General features: G+C 41.0%; 16 protein-coding genes. 14 read left to right on the top strand and 2 right to left on the bottom strand.

Going from position 1 to position 16,189, the window contains the following annotated elements:
* Window positions 1-143 precede the first annotated feature (143 nt).
* From larE to MHB45_RS11215, 5 genes are read left to right on the top strand one after another with little or no spacing between them, the layout of a single operon-like run.
* On the top strand, window positions 144-959 hold the full coding sequence (larE, locus tag MHB45_RS11235) for an ATP-dependent sacrificial sulfur transferase LarE (protein ID WP_048679715.1): 816 nt from the start codon (window positions 144-146) through the stop codon (window positions 957-959).
* Complete coding sequence (gene larB / locus MHB45_RS11230) at window positions 956-1,726, top strand: nickel pincer cofactor biosynthesis protein LarB (protein ID WP_048679713.1); 771 nt, start codon at window positions 956-958, stop codon at window positions 1,724-1,726. The genes larE and larB overlap by 4 nt, the downstream gene beginning before the upstream one ends.
* Window positions 1,707-2,597 (top strand): LarC family nickel insertion protein, encoded by an 891-nt coding sequence (locus tag MHB45_RS11225; RefSeq protein WP_072273056.1) that lies wholly within the window; start codon window positions 1,707-1,709, stop codon window positions 2,595-2,597. The genes larB and MHB45_RS11225 overlap by 20 nt, the downstream gene beginning before the upstream one ends.
* On the top strand, window positions 2,594-3,070 hold the full coding sequence (larC, locus tag MHB45_RS11220; RefSeq protein WP_048679706.1) for a nickel insertion protein: 477 nt from the start codon (window positions 2,594-2,596) through the stop codon (window positions 3,068-3,070). Before MHB45_RS11225 ends, larC begins: the two co-directional genes overlap by 4 nt.
* The gene (locus tag MHB45_RS11215) at window positions 3,067-3,705 is read left to right on the top strand and encodes an urease accessory protein UreH (protein ID WP_105718812.1); all 639 of its coding nucleotides are present in this window, start codon (window positions 3,067-3,069) and stop codon (window positions 3,703-3,705) included. Before larC ends, MHB45_RS11215 begins: the two co-directional genes overlap by 4 nt.
* A 364-nt stretch (window positions 3,706-4,069) precedes the next feature.
* On the opposite strand, the gene MHB45_RS11210 is transcribed toward MHB45_RS11215, so the two are convergent.
* Window positions 4,070-4,987, bottom strand: coding sequence for a DMT family transporter (locus MHB45_RS11210; protein ID WP_072273055.1), 918 nt, complete (start codon window positions 4,985-4,987; stop codon window positions 4,070-4,072).
* Between the two features lie 391 nt (window positions 4,988-5,378).
* Here MHB45_RS11210 and MHB45_RS11205 point away from each other — a divergent pair, with 391 nt between their 5' ends.
* From MHB45_RS11205 to MHB45_RS11170, 8 genes are all read left to right on the top strand, one after another.
* The gene (locus MHB45_RS11205; RefSeq protein WP_048679691.1) at window positions 5,379-6,335 is read left to right on the top strand and encodes a sugar kinase; all 957 of its coding nucleotides are present in this window, start codon (window positions 5,379-5,381) and stop codon (window positions 6,333-6,335) included.
* A 26-nt stretch (window positions 6,336-6,361) separates the two neighbouring features.
* On the top strand, window positions 6,362-7,372 hold the full coding sequence (gene allD, locus MHB45_RS11200; protein ID WP_048679687.1) for an ureidoglycolate dehydrogenase: 1,011 nt from the start codon (window positions 6,362-6,364) through the stop codon (window positions 7,370-7,372).
* Between the two features lie 9 nt (window positions 7,373-7,381).
* On the top strand, window positions 7,382-8,401 hold the full coding sequence (locus tag MHB45_RS11195) for a zinc-binding alcohol dehydrogenase family protein (protein WP_072273054.1): 1,020 nt from the start codon (window positions 7,382-7,384) through the stop codon (window positions 8,399-8,401).
* A 14-nt stretch (window positions 8,402-8,415) separates the two neighbouring features.
* Complete coding sequence (locus MHB45_RS11190) at window positions 8,416-9,036, top strand: bifunctional 2-keto-4-hydroxyglutarate aldolase/2-keto-3-deoxy-6-phosphogluconate aldolase (RefSeq protein WP_048679678.1); 621 nt, start codon at window positions 8,416-8,418, stop codon at window positions 9,034-9,036.
* 12 nt (window positions 9,037-9,048) lie between these two features.
* Window positions 9,049-10,125, top strand: coding sequence for a mannonate dehydratase (uxuA, locus tag MHB45_RS11185; RefSeq protein WP_054395679.1), 1,077 nt, complete (start codon window positions 9,049-9,051; stop codon window positions 10,123-10,125).
* Window positions 10,122-10,958, top strand: coding sequence for an SDR family oxidoreductase (locus tag MHB45_RS11180; RefSeq protein WP_063591000.1), 837 nt, complete (start codon window positions 10,122-10,124; stop codon window positions 10,956-10,958). The genes uxuA and MHB45_RS11180 overlap by 4 nt, the downstream gene beginning before the upstream one ends.
* Before the next feature lie 160 nt (window positions 10,959-11,118).
* On the top strand, window positions 11,119-12,120 hold the full coding sequence (locus MHB45_RS11175; RefSeq protein WP_048679665.1) for a LacI family DNA-binding transcriptional regulator: 1,002 nt from the start codon (window positions 11,119-11,121) through the stop codon (window positions 12,118-12,120).
* A 158-nt stretch (window positions 12,121-12,278) separates the two neighbouring features.
* Window positions 12,279-13,520 carry an MFS transporter gene (locus MHB45_RS11170; RefSeq protein ID WP_072273053.1) on the top strand — a complete coding sequence of 414 codons (1,242 nt, stop codon included), beginning with the start codon at window positions 12,279-12,281 and terminating at the stop codon, window positions 13,518-13,520.
* 89 nt (window positions 13,521-13,609) lie between these two features.
* Here the strand turns inward: MHB45_RS11170 and MHB45_RS11165 are convergent, their stop codons facing one another.
* A complete protein-coding gene (locus MHB45_RS11165; RefSeq protein WP_072273052.1) occupies window positions 13,610-14,479 on the bottom strand; it encodes an AraC family transcriptional regulator in 870 nt (289 codons plus the stop codon).
* Window positions 14,480-14,677: 198 nt separating this feature from the next.
* Here MHB45_RS11165 and MHB45_RS11160 point away from each other — a divergent pair, with 198 nt between their 5' ends.
* Window positions 14,678-16,183 (top strand): UxaA family hydrolase, encoded by a 1,506-nt coding sequence (locus MHB45_RS11160; protein WP_072273051.1) that lies wholly within the window; start codon window positions 14,678-14,680, stop codon window positions 16,181-16,183.
* Window positions 16,184-16,189: the final 6 nt, after the last annotated feature.

Here is a 16,189-nt window from a genome sequence, read left to right as displayed (position 1 = left end):
TGAATATCATTTCAATAAGCGCTGGGAATGAAAGTACGACTGCTTTGTTTCCTCCTTTTCAATTTTTTTGTAGTCCATCAAGGGTGTGATAATGCTGGTGGGCAGTGGATAAATTCAGATAAACCAGAAAGGGGAAAAGTGATATGTTACTAGAAAAGTACAGAAATCTGCAGGATATTCTTCAAAAAATGGAGTCGGTTGTGGTCGCTTTTTCAGGAGGGGTGGACAGCACGTTTTTGCTAAAAGTCGCTATTGATACTCTGGGTTATGATAATGTGTTAGCCGTTACAGCGGATTCGGAAACCTATCCATCGAGTGAGTTGAAAGAAGCCATTATGCTATCAAAATGGATTGGTGCCAACCATCGTGTCATTCAAACTTCGGAGTTGGCCATTCCTGGATATAAAGAAAACAATCAGAATCGCTGTTACTTTTGTAAAAGTAGTTTATTTGACCACCTGCTTCCTATTCTTGAAGAATATGAATTTAATAATATTATTTATGGAGTTATCGCTGATGATGCTAACGAATTTCGTCCAGGCATGAAAGCAGCTAAAGAAAAAGGAATCAGGGGACCTCTTCTAGAAGCCGATTTATTCAAAGAAGAAATAAGAGTATTGTCCAAGCAAGCCGGATTGCCAACCTGGGATAAACCGTCATTTGCTTGCCTATCCTCAAGAATAGCATATGGTGATATCATTACGAAGGAAAAATTGACCAAAGTTGATAAATCAGAGGCTTACATAAAATCACTGGATATTCATCAGGTAAGAGTCAGGACCCATGAAGATACTGCCCGAATTGAAGTTGAACCCGATGATATGCCACGAGTGCTTCAATACCATGTGGCGATCACGAAACGGCTGAAGCAATTTGGTTATAAGTATGTATCAATGGATCTCACGGGCTATACAAGCGGAAGTATGAATATGGCGCTTAAAAAGGAAGAAATGTCATGATTGACGATATTTTGGAGCAGGTTCAAAAGGGTTCATTGACAGTTGCGGAAGCGAAGGGAAAACTTGCATCCTATGAAAATTTAGGGTTTGTGAAAATCGATCATCATCGTAAAAGGAGACAAGGCTTTCCAGAAATTGTGTTTGGGGAAGGGAAAACTGCTGAACAAATTTTAACGATTGTCCAATCGCTGCGGACAAGGAATGATTCTGTGCTTGTGACTCGTATTTCTCGTGAAAAAGCGGTATTTGTACAAAAAGAATGTAGTGATTTTGAATATAACGAGATTGCACGGACACTTGCTTGGGTTAGAGAAAAGCCGAAATCCGTTGATTCATATATTGCAATTGTATGCGCCGGGACATCAGATTTGTCTGTTGCTGAAGAAGCAGCCGTAACGGCCGAAACTCTAGGTATTCCTGTCAGGCGTATATACGATGTTGGCGTTGCTGGGCTTCATCGCCTCCTTGATAATATAGACGAAATAAGGGGTGCTACCGTATCAGTTTGTGTCGCGGGAATGGAAGGGGCACTTCCAAGTGTGTTAGGAGGCCTTGTCACGAATCCAATTATTGCTGTGCCGACAAGTATTGGTTACGGTGCTAATTTTAACGGTTTATCTGCCCTTTTATCAATGCTCAATTCATGTGCATCGGGTGTAAGTGTGGTGAACATCGATAATGGATTTGGTGCAGCCTACAATGCAGCCATTATATACAAACTCGTACATAAAAAGGAGGTCAATTGTGATGAGGACTTTATATTTTGACTGCTTTTCCGGCATAAGCGGAGATATGGTTATTGGTGCGTTGATTGATGCAGGTGCAGACCCTGTACAAATGGAAGAAGAGTTAAAAAAGCTGAACATAGATGAAGAATATAATCTGTCATGGGGGAAGGTCGTCAAAAATGGCATTACGAGTACTAAATTTCATGTCATTCTTACCAGTAAATCAGAGCAAACACCTGAACATAGCCACAGCCATGCACAAGAACACAGTCATGGACACAGTCATGGACACAGTCATGAACACGAACACAGTCATGGACACAGCCACAGCCATGAACACGAACACAGTCATGGACATGAACACAACCATAGCCATGTACCTCACAGCCATCACAGCAGCCGTACCTACAAACAAATTGTAGAAGCTATCAATGAGGCGAACTTTAATGAATCGGTAGCAAACATGTCACTCGCCATTTTTAAAAAGATTGGTGAAGCGGAAGGGCATATACACGGGCTTCCTCTTGATAAAGTTCACTTTCACGAGGTGGGGGCGGTAGACTCAATAATAGATATAATCGGGGCTGCAATTTTAATCGATCAGCTAGGTATTGAATCAGTTCAGTCATCAGCCATTCCAACGGGATCTGGACATGTACATATTGATCACGGAATATATCCTGTTCCTGCACCTGCCACTCTTGAAATATTAAAGGGGGTACCGATTGCCTCAAACGATATTCGTTCTGAATTAGCAACGCCGACCGGTGCTGCCATCGCTGCGGTTTTGGCTGAAACATTTGGCTCGCTTCCAGCCATGAATGTCGAATCGATTGGCTATGGTGCGGGCACAAAAACTTTTGAAAATCATCCGAACGTCCTTCGCGTTATCATAGGGGAGACTCAATGAACCGCCCGCCTGATCATGAGCATCTTGATGAACAAATGGTAAAAATGGAAGTGAATCTAGATGATATTTCCGGTGAATGGCTGGGGCATGTAATGGATTTGTTGTTCGAATCAGGAGCAAATGATGTATTTTATACGCCAATCTATATGAAAAAAAATCGACCGGGGATATTATTGCAACTTCTCTGTTCACAGCAGGAGATTTCGAAAATGAAGAAGATATTATTTGCTGAAACGACGACTCTCGGCATTCGCTACTACCCTCTTACCGTGCACCGGCTTGAGCGCTCTTTTTTCAATGTGAATACTCAATGGGGGGAAGTGACGATAAAGAGAGGGATTCATGAGGGATTGACCTTGCAGCAGGCACCTGAATATGAAGATTGCCGTAAAATTGCCGTACAGAACAACATACCTCTTAAAAGGGTGTATGAAGAAGTATGGAAGTGTCTCGGGGAGGTCAAAGAGAAATGAGTTTGGTGTCGATTCTTACATTTGGATTCATATTAGGGATAAAGCATTCGTTAGAGCCGGATCATGTTATTGCGGTAGCAACCACGGCAGGAAATACGAAAAAATTATCGCGTTCCACTCTAACGGGGGTGTATTGGGGTATAGGTCATACATGTACGCTATTTCTTATAGGTATGATGTTCATTTGGATGAAAGGGGAGATTCCAGAGTCGTTAAGCATGACGCTGGAATTCGGCGTAGGTATTATGCTTGTTATGCTAGGGGCGAGAAGTTTATTTAAAGCGCGCCCTGATATTACGAACGACAAGGATAGATTTCGCCCTTTTTTGGTGTCTGCTTTAATTGGGTTCGTCCATGGTCTCGCGGGCAGTGCCGCAATGGTCATTCTAACGATGTCGACCGTAACCGGAATAGGCCAAGGGTCCATCTATATAATAATATTTGGCGCGGGAACTATTATTGGCATGCTGTGCTTTACAACTTTACTAGGCATACCGTTTGCTTTGAATGGAAAGGACATCGTTTTAAACCGAATCTTCATCAAGCTGGCGGGAGCTATAAGTTTTTCATTCGGACTTTATTATATATACAAATTGGGTGTAACAGAAGGTTTGTTTGCGCTCTGGGCTAATTGATTTACTTTATAAGCATGACTGTAATCTCAGGCTGTCTGTAACCCATGGACAGCCTCTTTCATTTTTATTAATTCATCTAAGAAGACATTATGTCTTCTAGGAGGTTTCTCAGAAAGAAAAGGGCCACAACTGACAAAAAGGCTTGGCTTAATGGGAACACTTCAATGGACATGTCCAAGCTAATTTCTGGGTATATTGTAACGGAAATGAATCTCCAATTATTATTCTGCAAAAATTTGTAGTTGGAAGAAGGGATGGACAAAAAAAATAAGACCCCATGACACTGCCATTTTTATAAGAATGGAAGTGTCGTAGGATCTGTTAATATGTTACAAGTCAAGAAATCTAGGTTCTGCTCCGGCTGTTAGGCAGATAAACGTTTATTTTTCCTTTGGAGAATCCATATTTCAATTGCACCAGAGCCAAGCAATACTCCTGAAACAATGAAGATAAGTCCGATGAAATGTGCAGGCGCAAGGGCTTCATTAAGGAAAAATGCTGCTCCTAACAAAGAGAATAAGGTGTTTAAGTTAAGAAATATGGATGATTCGGCTGCGCCTACCTTACCAATGGCATAATTATAGCTCATGTGCCCGAGGGCGGTGGCAAAAATAGCGGAGAAAAAGAAAGCTCCCCAGATGGATGGCGGTGCGGTTGCCAGGGAAGATAAGCCCTCTGGTTCCTTCCATAAGCTGATGGCAAAAAGAATAAAAGACCCGATCAGCATCATGTAGCCGGTTAGTAATCGTGGATCCATTGTTTTTGAGGCTTTATTAATGAGGATGAAACTCAATGCCTGTGAAAGAATGGAAAGCAAAATATCCACATCCCCAAGATTAATAGAATGAATTCCTCCGCTTCCTGCCATAACGGTAAAACTCACACCCAGGGAACCGCATATAAAGCCAAGCAGCTTGATTAAAGTGGGTTTTTTTCGAAAGAAAATCATGGTCAAAATGACAGTCAATATTGGCCCCATGCCCAAAATCAATCCAGCATTCGAGGCGGAAGTCTTCGTCAATCCCTCAGCTAAAAAATAATGATGAAAAACTACACTTAAAAGTGCTCCTCCAAAAACGTAAAAAAGTTCACTTTTTTTAGGAAGGCGTATTAGTCCAAAGAAGAAAAGGATAATAATGACGATAAGAGAAGCAGTGAAAATTCTCATAGAAGTTATCGTTACGGGCTGCGTATGCGCAACTAAAATTTTAATAACTGAGACATTTAACCCCCATGTAATCATTATTCCGGTAAGTAAGATGTATATTTTCAAAAAACTCATTCCAAACAACCTTTCAAACTTATTTAACAATTGATATATTATACAACTTTCTCCAAATTAATAGCAAAGAGTAAATTTGAATGAAAAAAATCTGAAACTGTCAATCACTGAAAAAGAGGGATGAAACAGTTCTTGTCCGTTTTCCGTAATATGGTTTTTTATCGTAAAATCAGCTGAAATATCATATGAAATAGTATCGAATAAAAATAAAATTATAAATTATCAAACTTTTCTATTGTTTTTGATAGGGTTTTCATTTACAATTTCCTTATGATTTACCAAACCGGTTTAGTAAATAACTAAATCGATTTAGCTAATAAGCATAATGAAAGTGATATGATCAAATGTTTTTGTTTCCATTTGTGAATGTTCGTAAGAAGGAGGTACTGTATTGTCATCAAAATATGGTGTTTTAACGCTGGGCGACGCCATGATTACGCTAAATCCGGAAGAGACAGGACCTTTAAGATTCGTTAACCGTTTTGAGCGAAAAGTAGGAGGCGCTGAACTGAATTTTGCGATTGGCTGTGCAAGGCTAGGCTTGCGGTCAAAATGGATAAGCCGTTTAGGCAAGGATGAGTTCGGTAAAGTTATTTATAATTTTGCTCGTGGGGAAGGCGTGGACATGAGTGATGTGGCCTATGTAAATGGATATCCAACATCTCTTAACTTTAAAGAAATTCGGGAAGATGGTTCCGGAAAGACATTTTATTACCGCTATCAATCTCCCATTTTAACATTAAACCCTGGAGATATAACAGAGAAGATGTTTGAAGGGATTGATATAGTCCACCTTACTGGAGTATTTTTGGCTATAGATCCGAAAAATGTCAACATTGCCAAGAGGGTAATGGAAATTGCAAAACAAAAAAATATACCAGTTTCTTTTGATCCGAATATCCGCTTAAAGCTATGGACCATCGAGGAAGCAAGATCAGTTTACTATGATATTTTTCCATATGTTGATATTTTGCTTACAGGTTTAGAAGAAATAAGATTGATCATCGGTACTGACTCAAAAGAGTCTTTGGCGGAATTCGCAAAGGTGAATGCTATTGATCAGCTTGTCATTAAGGACGGGAAACATGGTTCAAAACTATATACCAAAAGTGAATGGCATGAAAAAGAAGCTTTCCCTGTAATACCTGTAGATACAGTTGGTGCGGGAGATGGTTATGATGCCGGTTATATTTACGGATACCTTAATGGTTTATCAATTGATGAAAGATTGGCATTCGCAAATGGTGTAGGGGCTCTTGTCACCACTGTTGCAGGGGACAATGAAGGATTACCATATTTGGATGAAGTAATGCCTTTCATACAGAATGAGGCCGTTATAGAAAGATAGATGACTGAAAGAAACGAGGGAATGAAATGGCAACAGTAACGATACAAGCCGAGGAAGCAAAACGATTAGTTATACAGCAGCTGACCAAAGTGGGTTTGAATGAAGAAACTGCCGGAAAAATTGCGGAAGTATTGGTTCATGCTGATCTCAGAAATGTAAATTCCCATGGTGTTTTGCGAACAGAGCATTATGTGAACCGTTTACAGGCAGGGGGTATAAATCCCGAAGCCCAGATTTCCTTCCAAAAGACAGGGCCCGTTACCGGTGTAGTTGATGGAGATGATGGATTTGGGCATGTGATTAGTGACGTGGCCATGGACCATGCAATCGATATGGCGAGAGAAAATGGCGTGGGCATGGTGACTGTTTTTAATAGCAGCCATTGCGGAGCGCTAAGCTATTTCGTTCAAAAAGCCGCTGATGCAAAGTTGATTGGCATCGCGATGTCACATACCGATAAAATTGTGGTCCCGTTCGGGGGAAAAACATCATTTCTTGGTACCAACCCAATCGCTTACGGAGTTCCTGCCAAAACGAAGAAACCCTATATTCTTGATATGGCAACATCCAATGTTGCATGGGGGAAAATTCTCCAGGCACGCGAAGAAGGAAAGGAAATCCCTGAAGGATGGGGTGTCGATGAAAATGGAGCTGCGGTCACGGATCCGAATAAAGTCGTTTCCCTTTCCACTTTCGGAGGCCCGAAAGGCTATGGTCTATCAGTAATTGTAGATGTGTTTTCTGGATTATTGGCCGGTGCGGCATTTGGCCCGCACATTGGGAAAATGTATGACGATCTTGATAAGAAACGAAAGCTGGGGCATTATTTTTGTGTAATTAATCCTTCATTCTTTACAGATACTGATATATTTTTAGAGCAAATGGATCAAATGATTGAAGAGCTGCAACAGGTTGAACCTGCTCCAGGGTTCGATCGCGTATATGTACCGGGTGAGATTGAACAAATCAATGAAGAAAAAAACCTGAAACAAGGTATTACGATAGCATCAAGTGTTTATGAATTTCTTACAAAGTAGGTGGGAGAAATGAAAGCGGTTCAAGTACGGAAAGCTCATGAACTTATCATACAAGAAGTGGAAAAACCACGGATTTCGAACTCGACGGATGTCCTTGTAAAAGTAAAAAGAGTCGGGATTTGTGGATCGGATATGCATATTTACCATGGTACGAATCCTCTTGCTACGCTGCCGCGAGTCGTCGGGCATGAAGTAGCGGGAGAAGTTGTGGAGATTGGACAAGGCGTCGTGGGCATAAAAGTTGGGGACCATGTTGTTATTGAGCCCATCAGTTACTGCGGGAAGTGTTACGCCTGCCGCAAAGGCCGCCAAAATGTTTGTGAAAAACTGTCCGTTTTTGGCGTACATGAAGATGGTGGTATGAGAGAATGGTTCGTCCTTCCCGAGAAACAATTACATGTTGTGGATTCAGCGTTGGCTTGGGAAGAAATAGTATTGGCTGAGCCATATACAATCGGCGCACAGGCCGTTTGGAGAGGCGAAGTGGAGGAAGGGGAAACAGTGCTTATCCAGGGAGCTGGGCCTATTGGGATTTGCATATTAAAGATGGCAAAGCTTCAAGGAGCATCAGTGATGATCACGGATTTAAGTGAGGAGCGTTTGGAATTCGCTAAAGAAAGCGGCGCCGATATCACCGTCCATGCGGGAAAAGAAGATGTTCAAAAACGAGTGGAAGAATGGACGAATGGAGAAGGTGCCAACGTCGTCATTGATGCAGTATGCTTGCCGATGACATTTGAATTGTCCATTGATGTCGTATCAACGGCGGGCCGGATTGTCGTACTCGGTTTTGATGAACGGCCTGCATCGGTTTCCCAACTGCCAATCACCAAAAAGGAAGTATCGGTTAAAGGATCTAGGTTGCAAACCAATCAGTTCCCAAAAGTAGTTAAACTTTTAAATGAAGGAAAACTCAGACAAGAAGGTTTAATAACCCATACCTTTTCGCTGGATGATATCCAGGAAGCATTTAATTTTGTGGAAAATCATCCCGAACAAGTTCGAAAAGCGATCATCGTTTTTAATTAAAGGGGGGCAGGAGTATGGACAAACATTCAATCATTCATAGAATAAAGGAAACGAAAGTTGTAGCTGTTATCCGGGGACAGGATGCAAAGGAAGCGGCACAACTGTCTAAAGCAGCTGTGGAAGGCGGTGTTCGGGCAATAGAATTGACTTATACAACACCGGGAATTGAAGAGGCTTTCAAAGAACTGCAGAATACGGATGCACTCTTAGGAGCAGGATCGGTACTTGATTCTGAAACGGCTCGACATGCGATTTTAGCTGGTGCCAATTTTATCGTCAGTCCCTATTTTGTCAATGGAGTGGCCGAACTTTGTAATCGATACGGCATTCCCTATATGCCTGGTTGCATGACAATCAAAGAAATGGCTAAGGCAATGGAAGCAGGTTGTGATGTTTTGAAGTTATTTCCGGCAAACCATTTTGAACCTTCTTTCATCAAGTCGGTTAATGGTCCACTGCCTAATGTAAGAATCATGCCAACCGGCGGAATTAATTTGGATAACATGAAGGACTGGCTGAATGCAGGTGCGGTAGCAATCGGGATCGGCAGTGACTTGAACAAAGCCTATCAAAATGGCGGCTATGAAGCAGCAGTGGAATTAAGCGGAAAATATATGCAAAAGATTGCGGAATGACGGAGGTGCATGATGAACATTACATTTAGATGGTATGGGAAAGACAATGATACCGTTACATTGGAGCACATTAAACAGATTCCTGGTGTGAAAGGGATTGTATGGGCACTACACCAAAAACCTGTTGGTGAGGTATGGGAAAAGGAAGAAATTAAAGAAGAAATCGAATATATCCAATCATTTGGTTTTCACACGGATGTTGTAGAAAGTGTAAATGTCCATGAATCGATTAAATTGGGTAACGAAGACCGCATGATATATATTGAGAAATACAAAGAGACGATCCGAAATCTCTCGGAAGCTGGAGTGAAAGTCATTTGTTATAACTTCATGCCGATTTTTGATTGGACTCGTACGGAAATGTTCCATCCTTTGGAAGATGGCTCAACTGCCCTATTTTATGAAAAGGCGAAAGTGGATACGTTAGAACCGCAAGATTTGATTCGTACGGTGACGGAAGCTTCCGATTTAACTTTACCAGGTTGGGAACCAGAAAAGATGGATCGGATTTCTGAATTATTCGAAGCTTACAAAACTGTCGACGAAGAGCAACTATGGGCCAATCTTGAAATATTCCTTAAAGAAATATTACCTGTTGCCGAGGCTTGCGGCATTAAAATGGCTATTCATCCGGATGATCCGCCATGGTCCATTTTTGGCTTGCCAAGAATCATCACCGGAGAATCGAGCTATGAAAAACTGATCTCGATTTCGGACTCACCGTCGAATGCATTTACCATGTGTACTGGATCGATGGGGGCAAACCCTGAAAATGATATGGTCCAAGTGGCTAAAAAGTATGCAAATCGTTCGCCTTTCTCCCATATTCGAAATGTGAAGATTTATGAAAATGGTGACTTTGTGGAAACATCCCATCATACCCAGGATGGATCCATCAATATACAGGGCGTCGTGGAAGAATTGAATAAGCAGAATTATACTGGTTATGTCAGACCTGATCATGGCCGCCATATTTGGGGTGAAGATTGTCGCCCAGGTTACGGTTTATATGACCGAGCATTGGGCATCATGTATTTGCTCGGATTATGGGATGCATATGAAGCTGGTAAATCAGGTGGGAAATCATGATTCCCATCCATGAAAACTTATCGAACAGGGTGGCAGTGATCACTGGGGGCAGCGGTGTTTTATGTTCGAAAATGGCTGTGGAATTGGCCCGTCATGGTGTCAGGATAGCTATATTGAACAGAACGGCCGAAAAAGGGCAAGAAGTGGTCGAACTCATTGAACAAACAGGGGGCACTGCGATATCCATAGCAGCAGACGTATTGGATAGAGCCTCATTGGAGAATGCAAGAGGAAAAATAATAGAATCGTTCGGAAGAGTGGATCTATTAATAAATGGAGCGGGAGGCAATCATCCTGATGCCATTACAGCACCAGAGAAATATGGGGAAGAAGCGGAAGGGAAATCCTTTTTTGATTTAGATGAAAATGGTTTCTCCCAGGTTTTTGCCAGTAATTTCACCGGTACATTTTTGGCCAGTCAGGTTTTTGGGAAAGAGTTATTGCAAGTGGAAGCACCAATTATCGTAAATGTATCATCCATGAGTGCCTACGCTCCGATGACTAAAGTGCCTGCATACAGTGCGGCCAAAGCTTCGATAAATAATTTTACGATGTGGATGGCTGTACATTTTGCCGAAGCAGGTTTACGGGTGAATGCCATTGCTCCAGGATTCTTTTTGACGAAGCAAAATCGGGATCTTCTGCTTAATGAAGATGGCAGTCTGACAGCAAGGTCTAATAAAATCATTACTTCAACACCCATGAAGCGTTTTGGGCAGCCTGAAGACTTACTTGGAACGTTGCTTTGGCTCGTTGATGAATCCTACTCGGGCTTTGTCACAGGAATTACGGTACCGGTCGATGGTGGTTTCATGGCATACTCCGGTGTCTGAATTCAGCTCCTATAAAAAGGCAAACAAGTTAACGTGATTAAATTAGTTCCATGGTATGGGAAATTGACTTTTTTACTGCATCGGAAGGTGATTGTAAAGCTTTACTTATTATAATAGAATATTCCTTATATATTGAAATCACACGACAGGGATGAATGAAATGAAAACCATTACAATTACTGATGTCGCCAATCACGCGAAAGTATCAAAAAGCACAGTTTCCCAATACCTGAACAAACGCTATGAATATATGAGTGAAAAAACCAGGAAAAAAATTGAAGAAACAATCGAAGAGTTAAACTATCAGCCTAATATAATAGCGCGCAGTTTAAAACAAAAGTCCACTTTTACCGTTGGGGTGGTGGTGGCCAATATCCTTCATACGTTTTCAACGCAAGTTATTAGAGCGATAGAAAACTACTTTTATGAACAAGGGTTCCATATTATCGTATGTAATGCGGATGACAATCCTGAAAAGGAAAAGAATTATATTGAAATGCTAAGAGCTAAACAAGTGGATGGGATCATCATTTTCCCCACAGGGGACAATCTTGATTTATATCAACGTATGAAGAGTGATCAATTCCCGATTGTATTCATGGATAGGACAATCCAAGAATTGAATATTGCTACAGTCATGCTCGATAATCACCTTGCTTCCAAGTTAGCGATCGATCGGTTTATTGAAAAGGGTTTTGAAAACATTGCAATCATAACCACTTCAATAATACGCGATATCAGCCCTCGAATCGAACGGATCCAAGGGTATAAGGATTCACTCGCGTCACATGGGATACCAGTCAATTCTGATTATATAAAAACCGTGAATGCAGATGAAATTCCGCTTGCACTTTCAGAATTTTTCGAATTGGAAAAGCCGCCTCAAGCCATATTGGCAGGAAATGATATCGTACTTAATGAAGTATTGCGTTATATGAAACTGCATGAAATCCATATACCTGATGACATAGCGGTCATAGGCATCGATGATGTACCGTATGCCAGTTTCTATACACCGACCATCACAACGGTTAATCAGCCAGCCATTGAAATGGCAAACTTGGCAGCGGAGTTACTGCTTAGTCAAATCAATAAATCAGGAAAAGAGGATACAAGCGTGCATCGCTTGAAACCGACTTTGCTTTCAAGGAATTCTTGCTAGATTCGGTATAAGAATTCCTGTGAAAAAGAAAGCGCTTTTTTTACGGGGATTCTAAACCGATTTAGTTTTTGAGTCATATAGGTTTTACTCTTGGTTATTAAATGGAAACGTTTCCAAAAATGCTGCTGCATTTACAGAAATGTATAGGGGGGTTCTTTATGTTTTCAAATGGTAGAGGAATGGTTATCGTTTTCTTGTTCTTGGCAGGGGTAATAAATTATCTGGACCGATCTGCACTGTCCATTGCAGCTCCGTTCATCCAAGATGATTTATCTTTAACAGCCACGCAGATGGGAATTATTTTTAGTAGCTTTTCCGTTGGTTATGCCGTATTTAACTTCCTTGGAGGCATGGCGTCCGATAAATGGGGAGCAAAGCTTACGCTTTTCGTGGCGATGATCGTTTGGTCTTTATTCAGTGGTGCGCTTGTACTTGCTGTCGGTTTTGCCAGTATGATCGTCATCCGCATCCTGTTTGGGATGGGCGAAGGCCCTCTTTCGGCAACCATCAATAAAATGGTGAATAACTGGTTCCCGGCAAATCAACGGGCCTCTGTCGTTGGTTTGACGAATAGCGGGACTCCGCTTGGTGGCGCAATCGCAGGTCCAATAGTTGGATTCATAGCCATCTCATATGGATGGAGAGTTTCTTTCATTGCCATAATGATAATTGGTCTTATATGGGCGATTTGCTGGTGGAAGTTCGTTAAAGAAAAACCACAAGAGTCAAAAGAACAGAAGCATACAGGAAAATCTTATGTAGCGGCAACATCTGAAGGAAAGGTGAAATTCACCTTCTATTTAAAACAAAAAACGGTTTTATTTACAGCTCTAGCCTTTTTCTCCTACAACTATATTCTCTTCTTTTTCTTAACTTGGTTCCCAAGCTATTTGGTGGATGCACGCGGCCTAAGTGTGGAAAATATGAGTATCATTACAGTGATTCCTTGGATTTTTGGATTCATCGGACTTGCTTTGGGTGGATTCGTGTCGGATTTCTTCTTTAAAAAATTCGCTCAAAAAGGTGTTTTATTCTCACGTAAACTCGTGCTAGTAACATGCTTGTTCTTATCGGCAGTATGTATCGGTTTTGCTGGACTTGTATCCACAACGGTCAGTGCAGTAACGCTTGTCGCACTTTCCGTCTTCTTCCTATATTTGACTGGTGCCATTTACTGGGCAATCGTCAACGATGTCGTAGACCCTGGTAATGTTGGATCTGTTGGAGGTTTTATGCATTTCTTGGCAAATACAGCAGGAATCATCGGACCGACGTTAACAGGATACATTGTCGATACCTCAGGCACATACACAGTTGCATTCTTGCTTGCTGGTGGATTGGCCATCGTTGCATCGCTTGCAGTCATCCGTTTTGTACGACCGATAGTAAAGCCTGTGTAAGAGATTGTTAGAATGGAAGTGTCCCCCAAAGAAATATCAAGGGGGGACACTTCCATTTTTAATGAATTATAATTGTTTATTAGGCATGCCTAGCGGATCCTATTTTCTTTTCGAAATGTAGCTGGTGTCTTTTCATTGTACTTCTTAAAGGTACGATAAAATTGCGGCATGCTTTCAAAACCACACATTTCGGCAATATGGGCAATGGTGTAATTCGTTTCCAGTAAAAGTTCCTTTGCCTTGATGATCCTTTTCGTGTTTAGATACACGACTAACCCAATTCCAGTGGTTTCCTTAAAAACCCTGCTAAAATGAGCGGGACTGACCAATGCTTTTTGTGCAAGTATCGACAACGTCAATGGTTCATCCATATGTTCATTAATATAGATTAAAATATCTTTCATCCATTCTGAACTATAGCTCTTGCCCTCGGATAATTCTTGTTTGCCATTTATCCGGATACGGTATAAATCAAGTATGATCTGATGAACGATCAGCAAACAAGCATGCCTCGAGCCCATCGATCGGCTATTCGTTTCTTGCAGGATGAGTTCTAGCTGTTCTTCCATCTTTACTTGTTTCTTTTGCGGCAATGATATTTTATAATTCTTACTCTTTTTTGTCAGATCAAACAAATGTAAATATGAAAAAGAATCATCAACCACATCTTTATATATTAATGTGGGACTGAAAAAGATAATGGTGGAGGTGACAGGGTCGTCCTTATTCGGTAATGCCCTATGAATGGTATTATTCGGGATCAGGAATACATCCCCTTGCTGCATATCATAAAATACATCACCGATAAAAAAGGTCCCTTTACCGTTATAAACATAAACAATTTCATAATGGTCATGCATATGATCGGACAATTCATTCTGGGGACTTTTCGTATCTTGATAGACAAAAGAAAATGGGAAGAGTAAATCATGATTTAATGCATTATGGATTTTTTTCATTTGTTCATCTCCTGAAAGTATAATACAACAAAAATGAGTATATTTATAGCAAAATACGCAATTAATATTTCAAAAATTGATGTTAAAATTAATAGAAGATTTGAAAATTAAAAAAATTCAAGGGAAAAATGAAAGGGCTTTCGGAATGGATTGACGTTATCTTTAGAACTTCTTCACTCATGATAAGGAGGGAACAAAATGAATAAATTTGTTCAATTGCATTCAAACGATGATGTTGTTATTTCCTTGGAGGGGATTCAGAAAGGACAGAGCCTCAAGATTCAAACAAAAGATAGGGGAATGATCCATATCAGGGCACGTGATGACATTCCTAAAGGGCATAAAATGTTAGTGAATCCGGTTAAGCGAGGGGAGGACGTAATCAAATTTGGCTATTCGATTGGAAAAGCTAAAGAAGATCTCTCCATTGGAGATTGGATTCACACTCACAATCTGACATCCGGTTTACATGGCATATTAGATTATTCCTATCAACCTAGCAGACAAAATACAAAAGAACCCAGTCAAAATCATACCTTCCAAGGATATATCCGTGAAAATGGGGAAGTGGGTATCCGGAATGAAATCTGGATCATCAACACAGTTGGTTGCATCAATAAAACATGTGAACTTCTCGCTAAAATGGGAAATGAGCAGTTTAAAGATCGACAAATTGATGGGGTTCATCACTTTTCCCACCCCTACGGTTGTTCTCAATTGGGAGACGATTTGACCCATACACAGAAACTATTGGCAGCCTTGGTTCAACATCCAAATGCAGCAGGGGTTTTAGTAGTTGGATTAGGATGTGAGAACAATCAAATCGAAGCATTCAAAGAAGTCATAGGCGAATTTCCTCCAAGTCGGGTTAAATTTTTAAAAGCCCAGGAGGTTCAAGATGAATTGGAGAGCGGCTTACGCTTATTGGGTGAACTAGTGGAATATGCGGAAGGGTTCATACGCCAGACAGTACCAGTTTCAAAGTTGAAAATAGGCTTGAAGTGCGGGGGGTCAGATGGTTTTTCAGGCATTACCGCTAATCCATTGGTTGGTGCGGTTTCCGACTTAATAGTGGAAAATGGCGGGACCACGATATTGACAGAGGTTCCTGAGATGTTTGGAGCGGAAACGATATTGATGAACAGGGCAAGGGATGAAGAAACCTTTAAGAAAATCGTTGGCCTTATTAATGATTTCAAACAGTATTTCATTCGCCATAATCAAGAAATTTATGAAAACCCTTCACCTGGAAACAAGGAAGGCGGCATAAGTACACTGGAGGAAAAATCACTTGGATGCACGCAAAAAGGGGGCCATGCCACTGTAGTGGATGTAAGTCCATATGGAGAACGAGTGGTGAAGCATGGTTTGAATTTGATCAATTCCCCTGGAAATGATCTGATTTCGGTGACGGCTTTGGCAGCAGCCGGCGCACATATCGTTCTATTCACTACGGGAAGAGGAACACCATTCGGCGGACCGGTGCCAACTGTAAAAATAGCTACGAATTCAGAATTAGCCAATCGTAAAAAGCACTGGATTGATTATAATGCCGGACGGTTGATTGAAGGTCAAAAGATCGATGAATTAAAGGACGAGTTATTCCATTACATTCTTGAGCTTTCATCCGGTAAAAAGAAAACGAATAATGAAAAATTCGGATATAGGGAGATAAGCATCTTTAAAGAAGGTGTCATTCTCTAATAGTAC

The organism is Peribacillus sp. FSL K6-5616, assembly GCF_038008245.1.
GTDB lineage: Bacteria > Bacillota > Bacilli > Bacillales > DSM-1321 > Peribacillus > Peribacillus frigoritolerans.
The sequence above is the reverse complement of the archived record's forward strand: the minus strand, read 5'-3'. Positions and strand labels throughout refer to the sequence as shown.

What these genes read in the sequence shown, in the direction of transcription:
- larE (WP_048679715.1), top strand. Translation starts at nt 144, where the DNA reads ATGTTACTAGAAAAGTACAGAAATCTGCAGGATATTCTTCAAAAAATG.
- larB (WP_048679713.1), top strand. Translation starts at nt 956, where the DNA reads ATGATTGACGATATTTTGGAGCAGGTTCAAAAGGGTTCATTGACAGTT.
- MHB45_RS11225 (WP_072273056.1), top strand. Translation starts at nt 1,707, where the DNA reads ATGAGGACTTTATATTTTGACTGCTTTTCCGGCATAAGCGGAGATATG.
- larC (WP_048679706.1), top strand. Translation starts at nt 2,594, where the DNA reads ATGAACCGCCCGCCTGATCATGAGCATCTTGATGAACAAATGGTAAAA.
- MHB45_RS11215 (WP_105718812.1), top strand. Translation starts at nt 3,067, where the DNA reads ATGAGTTTGGTGTCGATTCTTACATTTGGATTCATATTAGGGATAAAG.
- MHB45_RS11210 (WP_072273055.1), bottom strand. Translation starts at nt 4,987, where the DNA reads ATGAGTTTTTTGAAAATATACATCTTACTTACCGGAATAATGATTACA.
- allD (WP_048679687.1), top strand. Translation starts at nt 6,362, where the DNA reads ATGGCAACAGTAACGATACAAGCCGAGGAAGCAAAACGATTAGTTATA.
- MHB45_RS11195 (WP_072273054.1), top strand. Translation starts at nt 7,382, where the DNA reads ATGAAAGCGGTTCAAGTACGGAAAGCTCATGAACTTATCATACAAGAA.
- MHB45_RS11190 (WP_048679678.1), top strand. Translation starts at nt 8,416, where the DNA reads ATGGACAAACATTCAATCATTCATAGAATAAAGGAAACGAAAGTTGTA.
- uxuA (WP_054395679.1), top strand. Translation starts at nt 9,049, where the DNA reads ATGAACATTACATTTAGATGGTATGGGAAAGACAATGATACCGTTACA.
- MHB45_RS11180 (WP_063591000.1), top strand. Translation starts at nt 10,122, where the DNA reads ATGATTCCCATCCATGAAAACTTATCGAACAGGGTGGCAGTGATCACT.
- MHB45_RS11175 (WP_048679665.1), top strand. Translation starts at nt 11,119, where the DNA reads ATGAAAACCATTACAATTACTGATGTCGCCAATCACGCGAAAGTATCA.
- MHB45_RS11170 (WP_072273053.1), top strand. Translation starts at nt 12,279, where the DNA reads ATGTTTTCAAATGGTAGAGGAATGGTTATCGTTTTCTTGTTCTTGGCA.
- MHB45_RS11165 (WP_072273052.1), bottom strand. Translation starts at nt 14,479, where the DNA reads ATGAAAAAAATCCATAATGCATTAAATCATGATTTACTCTTCCCATTT.
- MHB45_RS11160 (WP_072273051.1), top strand. Translation starts at nt 14,678, where the DNA reads ATGAATAAATTTGTTCAATTGCATTCAAACGATGATGTTGTTATTTCC.